The organism is Amycolatopsis halotolerans (assembly GCF_042647905.1).
GTDB classification, from domain to species: Bacteria; Actinomycetota; Actinomycetes; order Mycobacteriales; family Pseudonocardiaceae; genus Amycolatopsis; species Amycolatopsis halotolerans.
Window position 1 is genome coordinate 73239 of record NZ_JBHRWI010000039.1, and the last position, 15099, is coordinate 88337.

General features: G+C 71.6%; 7 protein-coding genes. All 7 read right to left on the bottom strand.

Annotated elements, in window-relative coordinates:
* Nucleotides 1-10: 10 nt before the first annotated feature.
* From sbnA to ACFORO_RS29415, 7 genes are read right to left on the bottom strand one after another with little or no spacing between them, the layout of a single operon-like run.
* Entirely contained in the window at nt 11-985 is a 975-nt protein-coding gene (gene sbnA, locus ACFORO_RS29385) for a 2,3-diaminopropionate biosynthesis protein SbnA (RefSeq protein ID WP_377872248.1), read from the bottom strand.
* Entirely contained in the window at nt 982-1317 is a 336-nt protein-coding gene (locus ACFORO_RS29390) for a hypothetical protein (protein WP_377872249.1), read from the bottom strand. The genes sbnA and ACFORO_RS29390 overlap by 4 nt, the downstream gene beginning before the upstream one ends.
* Nucleotides 1310-1609 carry a hypothetical protein gene (locus ACFORO_RS29395; RefSeq protein WP_377872251.1) on the bottom strand — a complete coding sequence of 100 codons (300 nt, stop codon included), beginning with the start codon at nt 1607-1609 and terminating at the stop codon, nt 1310-1312. The genes ACFORO_RS29390 and ACFORO_RS29395 overlap by 8 nt, the downstream gene beginning before the upstream one ends.
* The gene (locus ACFORO_RS29400) at nt 1606-1827 is read right to left on the bottom strand and encodes an MbtH family protein (protein WP_377872252.1); all 222 of its coding nucleotides are present in this window, start codon (nt 1825-1827) and stop codon (nt 1606-1608) included. The genes ACFORO_RS29395 and ACFORO_RS29400 overlap by 4 nt, the downstream gene beginning before the upstream one ends.
* Nucleotides 1828-1846: 19 nt before the next feature.
* On the bottom strand, nt 1847-2641 hold the full coding sequence (locus tag ACFORO_RS29405) for a tryptophan 2,3-dioxygenase family protein (RefSeq protein ID WP_377872253.1): 795 nt from the start codon (nt 2639-2641) through the stop codon (nt 1847-1849).
* Nucleotides 2638-13512: an amino acid adenylation domain-containing protein gene (locus tag ACFORO_RS29410; protein WP_377872255.1), complete on the bottom strand. Its 10875-nt coding sequence runs from the start codon at nt 13510-13512 to the stop codon at nt 2638-2640. The genes ACFORO_RS29405 and ACFORO_RS29410 overlap by 4 nt, the downstream gene beginning before the upstream one ends.
* Entirely contained in the window at nt 13509-14765 is a 1257-nt protein-coding gene (locus tag ACFORO_RS29415; protein ID WP_377872257.1) for a cytochrome P450, read from the bottom strand. The genes ACFORO_RS29410 and ACFORO_RS29415 overlap by 4 nt, the downstream gene beginning before the upstream one ends.
* Nucleotides 14766-15099 lie beyond the last annotated feature (334 nt).

Sequence of the window (15099 nt, forward strand, 5' to 3'; positions counted from 1 at the left end):
GGAATCCCTTTCAGATGCTCAGCACCGGCTCGGGCAGGCGCTCGGCGAGCCAGCCCGGCCGGTAGACGGTGTCCGCGTACGCGGTGCCCCGGTCCGCGCACAGCATGGCGACCACCGGGGCCGGTCCGCGGTACCCGGCGAAGTACCGTTCGATCGCTGCGTAGACGCTGCCGGTGGATCCGCCGGCGTAGATGCCGTGCTTGCGCACCAGGTCGTGGCAGGCGGCGACGGTTTCGGTCTCCGGGACGAGCACCACGTCGTCGATCTCGGCACGGTCCACCATCGGCGGCCGGATCGCCGAACCGAGTCCCGGGATGTGCCGGGCGCGCGGCGGGCTGCCGAAGATCGCCGATCCCTCGGCGTCCACCGCGACCACCTTCGCCCGCGGCCACAGCCGTTTGACGCAGCGGGCGACGCCGGCGATCGTCGCGCCGGTGCCGACCCCGACGAACACGTAGTCGATCCGCTCCAGCGCCGCGCACAGCTCGGCGCCGGTCATCAGCTCGTGCGCGTCCGCGGCGTCGGCGTTCTCGTACTGGTTGGGCCAGTATCCGTCTGGCAGGCCCGCCCGCAGCCGGCGCACCGCGGTCAGCCTGCTGAGCAGGAAGCCGCCGCTTTCGTCCCGCACGGTCACCTTCTCCACCCGCTCGCAGGCCGCGCGCAGGAACCGTTCGGTGGCCTGGTTCGTGTTCGGGTCGATCACCGGCACGAAGGACAGGCCTGCCGCGCGGCAGAACGACGCCAGCGAGATCGCGAAGTTCCCGGACGAGGACTCCACCACGACGCTGGCCGACGTGAGCTCGCCCCGCTCGGCCGCGCGGCGCAGGATCAGGTACGCCGAGCGGTCCTTCACGCTGCCGGTCGGGTTCTGGAATTCGAGCTTCGCGTACAACCGCAGCCGCTCGTGCGAGAGCCGCGCCAGCGGCGTCCGCGCGAAGCCGGCGCCAATCCCCTCCAGCCGGGCGAGCAGCGCGTGGTCAGTCACGCGCCCGCGCCGGTCGTCGCCATCAGCCGGCCGGTGCCGCTCAGCGTGGCCAGGTCGATGTCCGCGACGCAGAGCACCGGTTCGTCGTTGAGCACCAGGCTGCCCTCCAAGTGCACGCAGCCGGAGCCCTGTGCGAAGTCCGCGCCGTCGAGTGCGCAGCGTTCGCGGTCGAGCCGCACGCCGAGGTCGGTGCCGCCGGTGGTCCCGGTGAACTTCACGAACACGAAGCCCAGCTCGTCGACCCGGCGGTGCAGTTCGGCCAGCGTCGCCACCGGCCCGCCGACGGCCACCGGGTGCGTGCCCTCCGAAAGGCGCTGCACCAGCTCATCCATTGCGTTGTCCTCCTTGGTTTTCCGAATCTGCGGTGTCCGCGAGGTCAGCGGGCACCGCGAAACCCAGCTCGGCGGTGCAGAATTCGCGCCATCCGGCGGCGTCGCCGCCGAACAGCAGCGGTTCGCCGGTCACCGGGTCGGCGCGCACCGCGAAGTCGTCGCCGAGATAGCCGAGGTCGTCGTCGCCGAGACCGGCCTGCGCCGGCGCGGCCGCCGCGGCCCAGCCGGGAAACCGGCGGAACTCGGCCAACGGAAAGGCTTTGCAGTACCCGGGCAGTGCGGCCGCGCTCACTGTGCCGCGGCCTCGGCGGCCATCTGCTTGCGCAGGCTCAGCGGCCGCATGTCGGTCCACACCTCGTCCACGTGGGCCAAGCACTCCTTCTTGGTGCCCGAGGTGCCCTCGCTGCGCCAGCCGGCCGGGATTTCCCGGTCCGCGGGCCAGATCGAGTACTGCTCCTCGTGGTTGACCACCACGTCGTAAATGGTCGTTTCGTCGTCGTCCTCGAACACGGTTCCTCCTCCGGCGCGCTCAGCGGCGCGGTTCTTTCGCGGTGTTCTTTTCAGTGGCCAAGGTCAGCTGCCGCCGCAGATCCCACAGGAACGGGAAAACCCGCTGCGCGGCCCGGCCTTCCAGATAGCCGGACGATCCGCCGCCGGTGCCGCGCACCAGCCTGCCGATGATCCGTTCGACCAGGCACAAGTGCTCGTGCCGCCAGCGCAGCCACATCCGGTCGTGGTCCAGCAGCTCCTCGCCGAGCAGCACCAGCGCGGCATGCCGGTCCGGTTCCGCGTACACCGCCTGCCAGTCGTCGGCTCCCGCCGCGCGCGGAACCCCGACGGCCACTTCGGCGAGGCTCGGCACGGCGAGCGCGGCGGTCACGTCGAACGGGAGCACCCCGCTGCTGGTCGACGCGAGCTGCGTCAGATAGCCCGGCTCGCGCAGACCGACCAGCACCTCGAGCACCCGGAACTGCACCGACTGGAATCCGCTCGCGGTGCCGAGCGCGTGCCGGAACTGCAGAAAGGCACTCGGCTCCAGCGTGTTCAACGTCTGCATCTGTGCGGTCTGGGCGGCGAAGATCTCGTTGACCCTGCGCATCCTGGTGACCGCACGTGCCCACTGCCGGTCGGCAAGGCAGGGCAGCACCCGGTACAGCTCGTGGATCATCACCTTGAACCACAGCTCCATCGCCTGATGGGTGACGATGAAGTGCAGCTCGTCCGGGTGCTCGGGTTCGCTCACCGGGCGCTGGAGCCGCAGCAAGGCGTCCAGTTCGAGGTAGCTCCCGTAGGTCAGCTCGGCGGTGCCGGGCAGGTCGGTCATCCCGCATCTCCCCCTCTGGGCCGCGCTGCCGGGGCGGTCGCGCGCGGCATTCGGAGTTCGGACTTCCGGCGGCGGTAGCCGTCGCGGCCCACCGCCCGGATGGCGCCGGCGTCCGCCGCGGGCCCGGCTGCGGACCGGCGGTCGAGTTCGGCGGCCAGCGCGGCGACGGTCGGCAGCTCGAACAGCGCCCGCAGCGGCAGGTCGGATCGGAATTCGGCGCGCAGCCGGGCGTGTACCCGGGTCGCCAGCAGCGAATGGCCGCCGAGCGCGAAGAAATCGTCGTCCGCGCCGACCTCGGGCACGCCGAGCACGACCTGCCACACCTTCGCGACCCGCTCCTCGGACGGAGTCGCGGGCACCCGGTACGCGACGCCGCCGAGTTCGTCGCCGTCCGCGGGCCGCAAAGCTTTCCGGTCGATCTTCCCGTTGGGCGACAACGGGAATTCCGCGAGGCGCACGAACGCGGCGGGAACCAGGTAGCCGGGCAGCGTGCGAGCGCAGTGCGAGCGAAGTCCCGCATCGTCCACTTCGGACTCCGCGACGACGTATGCGACCAGTCGCGCCCGGTCCCCGGTTCCGTGCACGACGGTGACCGCTGCCCGGACGTCCGGATGCGCCGCGAGCACCGCGTCCACTTCGCCGGGCTCGATGCGCAGGCCGCGGATCTTGACCTGGTGGTCGAGCCTGCCGAGGAATTCGAGCACCCCGTCGGCGTGCAGCCGCACCTGGTCGCCGGTGCGGTACAACCGGCCTCCGGACGTCCCGGCCGGGTCGGGCGCGAAGCGTTCCGCGGTCAGGCCCGGCCGGCCGTGGTAGCCGCGGCCGACTTGCACGCCGCCGATGCACAGCTCGCCGGGAACCCCGGCGGGCACCGGTCGAAGGAGGCGGTCCAGCACGTGGATCTGCGTGTTGGCCACCGGTGCGCCAAGCGGCACTGCGCCGGTCGAGTCCGGCGGGCACGGCCAATGCGTCACGTCGACCGCGGCTTCGGTCGGCCCGTACAGGTTGTGCAGGGGCACGCCGGGCAACCTCGCCGCGGCCGCGCGGACGACTTCCGCGGGCAGCGCCTCGCCGCTGGCGATCAGCCGGCGCAAGGAACTCGCGCGGGCGGATTCCGGTGCCTCGACGAACGCGGAGAGCATGGCCGGCACGAAATGCGCCGTGGTGACGGCTTGTTCGTCGGTCAGCTCCGCCAGATAACGCGGGTCTCGGTGTCCGCCGGGCGCGGCGAGCACCAGCCGTGCGCCGGTCAGCAGCGGCCAGAAGAACTCCCACACCGACACGTCGAAGGTGGCCGGCGTTTTCTGCAGCACCCGGTCGTCGCCGTCGAGGCGGTAGGTGTCCTGCATCCACTGCAACCGGTTGACGATCGCGCGGTGGGTATTCATCGCGGCCTTCGGCCGCCCGGTCGAGCCCGAGGTGTAGATGACGTAGGCGAGGTTGTCCGGCACCGCTTGCGTCCCGCCGCGCAACTCGGCTCCCTCGCCTGGGTGCACCGTTTCAACGTCCGACGCGAACGCCCGGTCGGTGACCAGTGCCACGGCCGCGCTGTCGGCCAGCAACGACTCGAGCCGTTGCGCCGGGTGCTCCGGATCAAGCGGCAGATAGGCGGCTGCGGCGAACAGAACGCCGAGCACCGCGACGACCAGCTCCGGCGAGCGGTCCAGGCAGACGCCGACCCGGTCCTCCGGGCCGATCCCGGACGCGCGCAACCGCTGTGCCAGCCGCTCTGCCTTGGCACGCAAGGCCCGGTAGGTCAGCTCGCGCCCGGCCGAGGACACTGCGATCGCGTCGGGCGTTCGCTCCGCTTGCGCGCGCACCAGCCCGGCCAGGGTGGTCTCCGGCAGTTCGGCGACGGGGCCGGCGAGCACGGCCTGCGCGGCGAGTTCCGGTGCGGGCAGCAACGGCAGCTCCGGCACCCGCCGGTCCGGATCCTCGGCCAACGCTCCCAGCACGCTTTCGTACGAGCGCATCAGGCGGAGGATCGTCGCCTGGTCGAAGAGATCGGTGTTGTATTCGACGTTGGCGTGCAGCCCTCCGGCGGATTCGCGCACCGAGAGGGTCAGGTCGAAGCGTGCGGTGTCACCGGCCGGCTGGTCGTGCAGCGCGCTGATTTCCAGCTCTGGCCACGGCGCACCGCCTGCCGGCGCGTTCTGCAGCACGAACAACACCTGCACCAGGGGGCTGTGGCTCGGCGAGCGCTCCGGCTGCACCGCGTCGACCAGCAGCTCGAACGGCACGTCCTGCCGGGTGTAGGCGTCCACAGTGGTCTCGCGCACCCGCGCGAGCAGTTCCCGGCCGGTGGGCGCGCCCGTCAGGTCGGCGCGCAGCACCAGGGTGTTGGCGAAGAATCCGATCAGCGGCTCCAGTTCGGGCCGCGAGCGGTTGGCGATCGGGGTGCCGATCAGCAAGTCCTGCTGGCCGCTGTAGCCCGACAGCACGGTCGCGAAGGCGGCGAACAGGACCATGAAGTCAGTCGCCCCTTCCGCACTGCCCAGTTCTCGTGCGGCCGCCGCCACCCGCGCGGGCAGGTCGACCGCGAGGTTCGCGCCCCGGTGGGTCTGCACCGCCGGCCGCGGCCGGTCGGTGGGCAGCGCAAGCAGTCCGGGCGCGCCGGCCAGCTTCTCCCGCCACTGCGAGAGCTCGCGTTCCAGCCGGTCGCCGCTGAGCAGTTCGCGTTGCCACACCGCGAAATCCGGGTACTGCACCGGCAGTTCCGGCAGCACCGCGGGCCGGTGTTCGACGGCCGCGGTGTAGCTCTCGCTCAGCTCCGCGACCAGCACGCCGGACGACCAGCCGTCGCTGACGATGTGGTGCAGATTCAGCAGGAGGACGTGGTCGTCGTCGGCCAGCCGCACCAGCGCCGCCCGCAGCAGCGGCCCGGTTTCGAGATCGAACGGCGTCCGCGCGTCCCGCCGCGCCAGCGCCCGAGCCTGCGCGAGCGCGTCCGCCCGGTCGAGTTCGCCCAGGTCGACCACCGGCAGCAGAACCTCCGGTGTCTCGGCGATCACCTGGTACGGCGTGCCGTCCTCGCTGGAGAAGCTGGTGCGCAAGGATTCGTGGCGGCGCACGACATTCCGCACGGCGTCCGCCAGTGCGGCGACGTTCAGGTCGCCGGCGAGGCGCACCGCCATCGGCAGGTTGTACGCCGAACTTCCGGGCGCCCAGCGGTCGAGGAACCAAAGACGTTGCTGTGCGAAGGAAAGCGGAAGGACGCCAGCACGCGGCGTCGGGGTCAGCGCCGGCGTGGAATCGTCCGCCGTCCGCGCTCGCTCGACGAACCGGGCGAAGTCGGCGAGCGTCGGGTTGTCGAACAAGGCGCGGAGCGGGAGTTCCGCGTGCACCAGTCCGGACAGGCGGGCGATCACCCGCATCGCCGAGAGCGAATGCCCGCCCAGCGCGAAGAACGCCGACTGCCGGCTCACGTCCGTCCGGCCGAGGACGCCCGACCAGACGGCGGCGACCAGTTCCTCCATGCCGGGTCGCGGCCGGTCCGCCTCGGCGGTGGCGGCGGCCCCGGCGGCAGGCGGGAGCGCGCGCCGGTCCAGTTTCCCGTTGGGGGTCAGCGGAAGCGCGTCCAGCCGGACGAACGCCGACGGCACCATGTACCCGGGCAGGTGCTCCGCGCAGTGCGCCAGCAGGTCCCGGTCGGCGGAGCCGGCCACCGCGTACGCGACGAGCTGCTGGTTGCCCGGCACGTCCTCGCGGAGCAGGACGACCGCGTCGCGCACGGCCGGGTGCCGGTGCAGGACAGCCTCGATCTCGCCGAGTTCGATCCGGAAGCCGCGCAGCTTCACCTGATGGTCGATGCGGCCGAGGAATTCCAGCGTGCCGTCCGCGGCTGCGCGCACCAGGTCGCCGGTGCGGTATAGCCGCGTGCCAGGCGGCCCGAACGGGTCCGGCACGAACGACGACGCGGTGCGGCCGGGCCGTCCGGCGTACCCGCGGCCGACTCCGCTGCCGCCCACGCACAATTCGCCAGGCGCGCCGAGCGGCACCGGACGCTGCCGGTCGTCCAAGACGTACAGCCGTGTGTTCGGCAACGGCGTCCCGATCGGCACTCCGGAAGCGTCCGGGGCGGGCGGCGCCGCGATGACGTGGTGCGTGACATCATCGGAGCATTCCGTCGGACCGTATGCGTTGAGCAGCGGAATCCGCGGATGCCGGGCGAGCCAGGCACGGCAGAGGCCGGCAGGCAGTGCCTCTCCGGTCAGCAGCAGCCACCGCAGCGCAGGCAGCTCCCCGGGCGCCTCGGACGCCTCGATCGCGCGGAGCATCGAGGGCACCACTTCGAGGATCGTCACGTCCCGGCGGGCGGTCTCGGCCATCAGCCGTACCGGATCGTGGGCCACCGGATCGGCGAACACCCGCACGCTGCCGCCGACCAGCAGCGCCGAGAAGCACTGCCACACCGAAATGTCGAAGGACGGCGACGCGGTGGCAGCCACCGTGTCGTCCGAGGAAAGGCCGAGGGCGCGGACCTTCGCGAGCAAGTGGTTGACCATCCCGCGTTGCTCGACCATCGCCCCTTTGGGCTTGCCGGTGGAGCCGGAGGTGTAGATGACGTACGCGAGATGGTCAGGCCCGGTCCGCGGATCCAGCGGCTGGGCCGCGCTGGGCTGGTCAGCGTCGTCTACGCAGACGACCTGTGCGTCCGTGGGCGGAAGGGCGATGCGGGCCGCGCTGGTGGTGATCACGACCGCCACGCGGGCGTCGTCGAGCATGAAGGCGATGCGCTGCGCGGAAAGCGCGGTGTCCACCGGGAGATACGCGCCGCCGGCCTGCCACACTGCGAGGATCGCGACAATCAGGTCGACCGAGCGGTCCAGGCACAGGGCGACCCTGGTCTCCGGCTCGACACCGAGGCCCCGCAAGCGGTGCGCGAGACCTGCGGCCGCCGCGGCCAGTTCGGCGTAGGTCAGCTCACGGTCGTCGCCGGCCACGGCGAGCGCGTCCGGAGTGTGCGCCGCTTGTGCCTGGAACAGCTGCGGGAACGTCCGGTCCAGCGGGAACGGCACCGCGGTGTCGTTCCAGTCGGCCAGCACCTGCCGGGCTTCGTCCTCGGCCAGCACCGGCAGGTCCGCGACGGTGCGCCGAGGATTGCCCGCCAGCGCCGCCAGCGCGGTGCGGACCTGGTCGAGCAGCCGCCGCGCGGTCTGCGGACGGTAGCGGTCGCCGTCGTAGAGCAGCTGGAGCCGGACCTGCTCGCCGGGTGCCGAGATCAGCGTCAGCGGATAGTTGGTCTGTTCGCGTCCCTGCAACCGGTCCACCGCGGGCATTCCGGCGGGACGCGCCGCCGCGGCTTCCGGCAGCTGCTCGACCAGGTAGTTCTCGAACACCAGCACCGATTCGAACAACGGCTGGTCCCGGGGAGCCGCGCTGACGCCGTGGATCTCCACCAGGGGGGTGAACTCGAACTGGCGGGCGTCGGCGAGCGCGCGCTGCACGTCATGCAGCCAGTCGAGCGTCTGCCGGTCCGGCTCGACGGCGAGCCGCACCGGCTGGGTGTTGATGAACTGCCCGACCATGCCCTCGGCGCCGGACAAGTCCGCGGGCCTGCCTGCCACGACGGTGCCGAACACGACCTCGGGTTCCATGCTGTGCCGGTGCAGCACCAACGCCCAAGCGGCGTGCACCAAGGTGCCGAGCGTGACCTGGTTGCGCCGGGCGAAGTCCTGCAGGGCGGCGGTCTGCTCGGCCGTCACCTGCACGATCTCGGTGGCGGATCCGGATCCTGGCGTCGGCTCGCCCGGTTCGACCGGCAACGGCGTCGGCGCGCTGACGCCGCCGAATTCCTTGCGCCAGAACGCTTCCGCTTGCACCGAATCGCGCTCGGCGAGCCAGCCGAGGTAGTCGCGGTACGGCCTGGCCGGCGCCGGGACGAACTCGATGCCGGTCAGTGCGGCCCGCTGGAACGCGAGGACTTCCTGGAACACCCGGGCCAGCGACCAGCCGTCCAGCAGGAGGTGGTGGTGGGTCCAGACCAGCTCGCGAGTGTCCTCGCCGGTGCGGACCAGCGTGAGCCGCATCAGCGGCGCGGTTTCCGGGCGGAACCGCTCGGCCCGGTCCGCGCGCAGCAAGTCGGCCAGCGCGGCGCGTTGTTCGGCGGCCGTCCGGTCTCGCCAGTCCAGCTCCCGCCACGGCACTTCCACCGTGCGGTGCACCGCTTGCAACGGGGAATCGCCGTCGCGCCAGTGGAACGAAGTGCGCAGCACCGGGTGGTGCGCCACCACCGCAGCCCACGCCGAACGCAGCGAGGGCACGTCGAGGTCGCCGGTGAGCCGGCAAGTCACCTGCTCGACATTCACGCCGCCCTCCGGCGCGTACAGCAGATGGAACAACATCCCTTGCTGCATGGGCGACAACGGATACAGGTCTTCGAGACCGCCGGGCAGCGCGGCGAGCCGGTCCACCACGTCCTGGCTGACCGTCGCGAGCGGGAAGTCCTGCGGGGTCGCCAGTGCTGGGTCTTCCACGGCGTCGGCGAACTGCGCGACGCACTCGAGGAAACGGGCGGCCAGCCGTGCCACGGTGGCCTCGCGGTGCCGGCCGGGGCTGTAGGTCCAGCGGACCTGGAGCTTGCCGTTCGCGACGGCGGCGGTCACTTCCAGCGCATACCGGCGCGGCGCGCGGGCGTCCTGCGGCACGCCGGTCGGCTCGCCGGACAGCCGCCAGCCGGTGCCGTTCTCCGGGGTCTCGTCGAACTGGCCGAGGTAGTTGAACAGGACGTCGCGTTCGGGCACGCCGAAACGGACACCGCGGCCGTAGGCGAGCAACTGGTGCCCGATGCCGCCGTCCGGCACCGACCGGAGCCGGGCTTTCGCGTGCCGCAGAGCCGAAACCGCGTCGCCCGCGGACAGCTCGAGCGGGTAGAGGCTGGTGAACCACCCGACCGTGCCGGTGAGGTCGACGCCTGCCCAGCGCGTCTCCCGGCCGTGTCCCTCGGTGTCCACGACCACGCGATCGCGGCCGGACCACTCCCCCAGGGTCTGGCCGAGAGCGGCGAGCATGACCTCGACTGGCCGCACCCGGGCGGACCCCGCGTGCAGGAGAGAGCGGGTCTGCCGCCGGTTCAGCGACCGGGTGACGGTTGCCGCCGTGCCGGCCGTGTCCGGTTCGGCTCCGGGGAAATCGACCGGCAGCGACGTGTTCGCGGCGCGGAGCATGTCCTGCCAGAACGGGATCTCCGCGACGAGTTCGTCCGACTCGGCGTACTCGGCCAGCCGGGTCGCCCAGGCGGCGAAGGAAGTGCCGGCCCCGCGGGCTGGTGCCTTCCCGCCGCGGGAGATCTCCGCGTAGGCGGCGGCGAGGTCGGCCAGCAGGACGCGCCACGAAACGCCGTCCACTCCCAGGTGATGGACGACCAGCAGCAGCCGCTCGCCGTCGTCGCCGAGGCGGACGTGCACCGCACGCAGCAGCAGGCCGCCGTCGAGAGCGAGCGAAGACTGCGTGTCAGTCGCGATCTCCTCGAAGGCGCCGGTCGGATCGGCGCTGCCGGACAGGTCGACGCAGCGCAGAAGCTCGGGATGCTCGGCGGGCTCCGCGATCCGCTGCTGCCACCGGCCGTCGGGGCGTCGCTCGAAACGCAGCCGCAGCGCCGCGTGCTTCGAGGTCAGGTGCACGAGCGCGGCTCGCAGCGCGTCGGGGTCCGCTGGCTGCTCGAGCCGGACGACGAATGCTTGGTTGAAGTGATGCGGAGCGGGCCGTTCCGCGGCGAAGAACCAGGACTGGATCGGAGTCAGCGGGATCGGGCCGACCGGATCGGGCTCCGCCACCGCGGGTTCGGCTGTTGTGGAGCCGGCCGCCGTCGCCAGCTCGGCAACGGTCTGGTACTCGAACAGCTGCCGCGGATTGATCCGCAGCCCGGCCTGCATCGCCCGGGCCGCGATCCGCATGCTCAGGATCGAATCTCCGCCCAGTGCGAAGAAATTGTCGTGCACGCCGACCGCGTCCAGCCCCAGGATGTCCTGCCAGATCTCCGCGAGCGCCCGTTCGGCCGGGGTGTCCGGTGCGGAGTACTCGGTGCCGGACTGAACGCGGTCGGCGGACAGTGCCGAGAATGCGGCTTCGTCGATCTTGCCGTGCGCAGTCAGCGGGAACGCGCCGACAACCACGTAGTGCGCCGGGTGCAGGTAGCTCGGCAGGGACCAGGCCACGTGTTCGCGGATGTCGGCGATCTCGCCGGTGGTGACCAGGTACGCGGCCAGTCTTTCGTCGCGCAGCAGCACGTGTGCGGCGGTCACGTTCGGATGGGCGCGCAGCGCGGATTCGATCTCGCCCGGTTCGACGCGGTGCCCGCGGACCTGCACCTGACTGTCGCTGCGCCCGAGGTAGACGAACGTGCCGTCGCGCAGCGCCCTCGCCCGGTCGCCGGTGCGGTACATCCGGGCGCCCGGCGCGCCGTGCGGGTCCGGCAGGAAGCGCTCCGCGGTGAGCCCGGACCGGCCGAGGTATCCGCGGGCGGGCCCGGCGCCGCCGACGTAAAGCTCGCCCGCCACGCCGGCGGGCACCGGGCGCAGATCGTCGTCCAATAGGTACACGCGCAGGTCCGAAATCGGCCTGCCGATCGCCGAGCCCGCCCCGGGCCGCAGATCGGGCTCGGCGACCCGGTGCTGGGTCACGTGCACAGTGGTCTCGGTGATGCCGTACATGTTCACCAGCCGCGGCCGGCGCAACCCGGTGCGGCCGGCCCAGCCGGCGAGCTGTCCGGCGGACAGCGCCTCGCCGCCGAAAATCACCGTGTGCAGGGCGGGCAGTTCGCCGGCGCGGGAGGCCAGCGGCAGGAATGCCGAAGGCGTCTGGTTCAGCACGGTGACCGCTTGCTCGGCAAGGAGTTCCGCGAAGTCGTCCGGCGAGCGCCGGGTCGGTTCGTCCACCAGCACCAGCCGGCCGCCGTGCGCCAGCGCGCCCCACAGCTCCCACACGGAGAAGTCGAACGCGATCGAGTGGAACAGGCTCCAGATGTCGTCCGCGCCGAACCCGGTCCAGCACTGGGTCGCGTCGAACAGCCGGGCCGCGTTGCCGTGCGGCACCAGCACGCCCTTGGGCTGTCCGGTGGAACCCGACGTGTAGATCACGTACGCCAGCCGCGCCGGGTCCACCGGCGCGTCGACCGGTTCGGCCTCGCGCGCGTCCAGGACGACGACCGCCGGTCCGGCAGGCACTCGCGCGGCCAGGTCCGGGGTGGTCACCACGATCGGCGTCCGGCTGTCGGCCACCAGATACGCGATCCGCTCGGCCGGGTAAGCCGGGTCCAGCGGCAGGTACGCGCCGCCCGCGAGCTGGCAGGCCAGTACCGCCACCACCTGCTGGGGCCCGCGCTCCGACAGCACGCCGACCAGCGTCTCCTGGCCGACGCCCGCCGACCGCAGCCGTTCCGCGAGACCGGACGCGCGCCGCAGCACCGCGCGATAGCTCAGCTGTTCCTCGCCCCACACGACGGCGATCGCGTCCGGCCGCGTCCGGGCCTGCTCCTGGAAGCGGGTCACCAGCGGCGCCGGCGCGGGCAGTTCCCCGGCCTCAGGGTTCCACCGCCGCACCAGATCCGCTTCGTCCATGGTGGACAAGAGCGGCAGCCGGGCGACCGGACGGGACGGATCGGCTGTCATGCCGGCCAGCAGCCGGGCGAGCTGACCGAGCAGGTCGGCGGCGGTTGGAGCGTCGTACCGGTCGGCGGCATACAGCAGGCGGAGGCTGAACCGGTCGCCAGGGGCCGCGACCAGAGTCAATGGCACGTCGGTCTGCTCGGCGACCCGGACGTCGCGCACTGCCGTGTCCGATTCGCCGCGCACGGAGTCGTCGCCGAGCGGGTAATTCTCGAAGACGACCAGGCTGTCGAACAGCGCGACCCCGCCCGGTACTTCGCTCCACGCCCGGATCCGCGCCAGCGGGGTGTGTTCGTGCTGCCGCAGCTCGGCGACCGAGCGCTGCAGCTCCGGAAGCCACTCGCCGACCGGCTGGCCGTCCGGCCAGCGCACGCGCACCGGAATCGTGTTGATGAACAGCCCGATCATGTCCTCGGAGCCGGCCAGTCGCGGCGGGCGCCCGGCCACGGTCACGCCGAACACGACGTCGTCGACGCCGCTGTGCTTGCCCAGCAGCATCCCCCAGGCGGCCTGCACGACCGTGCTCGCAGTGAGCCCGTGCTCCCGGCACATCCGCTGCAGGGCCGCCGTCGCTTCCTCGTCCAGCTCGGCCACCGCGCTCGCCGAGCCCGCCGAGCCGGGGTTCGCGGGCCCGGCCGGAAGCGCGGTCGGCACGGTGAACCCGCGGAGCGCGTCCCTCCAGGTCTTCTCGGCCGTCTGGTCGTCCCGGGCCTGCAGCCAGCCGACGTAATCGCGGAATGGCCGGACCGGCGGAAGGCGGACCTCGGCTCCGGGCTCGGCCGAGTAGTACGCCATCACTTCGCGCAGCAGCCTCGCCCGGGACCATCCGTCGAAGATCAGGTGGTGGTTGCTGCAGACGATTTCCCACGCGTCCTCGGCGAGCCGGATCAGCGCGATGCGCAGCAGCGGCGCCCGCGCCACGTCGAACCCGCGGGCGTGGTCGGTGCGCAGGAACTCCGTCAGCCGCTGCTCGCGCTCGGCGTCGTTCGCGTCGCGCCAATCCTCCACCGCGACGTCGAGCCGCGCCTCGCGGTGCACGACCTGAACCGGCTCGTCCAGCTTCTGCCACAGGAACGAGGTGCGCAGCGCCGGGTGCCGGTCGACCACTAGCTGCCACGCGCGGGCGAAAGCATCCGGGTCGAAGGGGCCTTCGACCCGGAACGCGACCTGTTCCACGTACATCCCGCCGCGGTCGTCGGAGACGGTGTGGAACAGCAATCCTTGCTGCAGCGGGGAAAGCGGGTAGAGGTCCGCTACATCGCTCACGGCGCCAAGTCCAGCTCGTCGGCGGCGGCGGTCGGGAGGACCGCGACCGGCAGCCTGCTCGGACCGCTGAGGAAGTTGGACCGCACCCTGGTCACCGGCCCGGCCACGTCGATCTCGGCGGCGAACTCGGCGAGCGCGCCGAGCAGAGCCGACATCTCCACCCTGGCCAGATAGGACCCGAGGCAGAAGTGCGGGCCGAAGCCGAACGTGACGTGTTTGTTGGGCTGGCGGGCCAGATCGAACGCCTCGGGCCGGTCGAACACCCGCTCGTCCCGGTTCGCCGAGCAGTTCCACACCGTCACGATGTCGCCCGCGGCGACGGTGCGGTCGTGCAGCACCACGTCTTCGAGGGCGACCCGGCCGAAGTGCATGGCCGGCGTCGCCCAGCGGAGCACCTCCTCGACCGCGGTCTCCCTCGCGACCGTGCCCTCGCGCAGCGCGCGCCACTGGTCCTTGTGTTCGCTCAGCGCCTCCACCGCGGTGCACATGGACAGCCGCGCTGTTTCGTCGCCGCCGATGACCAGGCTGTAGCAGTTGAAGATGATCTCGTGCACGGTGAGCGCGCGGTTGCCGATGCTGCCGGTGGCGAGCGCGCTGATCACGTCGTCCTCCGGGTTTTCGCGGCGCAGCTCGGCCAGCTCGGCGAAATACATCAGGATCTCGTTCCGTGCCGCCCACGCGTCGCTGAACGTTTCGTCCGCGTCGTCGGAACTGAGCGCGGATTTGTTCAGCCGGAGCAGGTGCGGCCGGTCGGCCTCGGGCACGCCCAGCAGATCGCAGATGGTGGTCATCGGGATCCGGTCGGCCACCTCGCCTGCGAAATCGAACGCACCGCGCCGCACCGCGGCCCGCACTGCCCGCCGGGTGGACCGGCGCACCTGTCCGGAGACCCGTTCGAGCACCCGCGGCGAGAACGCCTTGAGCAGCACCGCGCGCAGCTCGCGCTGGCGCGGCCCGTCGGTGACCGCGAGCATTTTCCCGGCCGCGGTGTCGCCCCCGCGCAGCAAAGTGGTGAGCAGATTGCCGCGTTCGGACGTGAACCGGATGTTGTCCTTGTACACCGCCTGCACGTCGGCGTGCCGGGTGATCACCCAGAATTCCGGGCCGTGCACCGTTTCGGAATGCCGGTAAACCGGTTCGCAGTCGCGCAGATAACGCCACAGCCCGGACAAGTCGGAATCGGCGTGGGTCACCGGATCGGCCAAATCGAACACCGCCGGATTTTCCGCCGCAACCGCCGTTTCGGCACTCAAGAAGCCGCCCTCCGTCTTCCGCCGCCGCCGGCGGTCGTCCCCTGCGCCGGAACCGGAGTGCTCCGCACGCTGCACCGGTCGGCGAGCCCGACAGTAGAGGCTCCTGCGGAATGCGTGCAAGACCTTCCCAGCAATGCTTTCAATGGTCCAGATAATGCGCAATGAGCGTAATTCGATGCAATGCTGCATTACCTTTCACAGCGCATTTTTGCCGCCGTGCAAAGTGGGTTGGCGAGGTCCCGGCTCCGTGCTAGCGTGCGGGAGAATTGATCCGCAGCCACGCCATTCTGGGGGCGTTTCAGCGTGTTATCCAGCGAGTCACGGGCGACGGCCG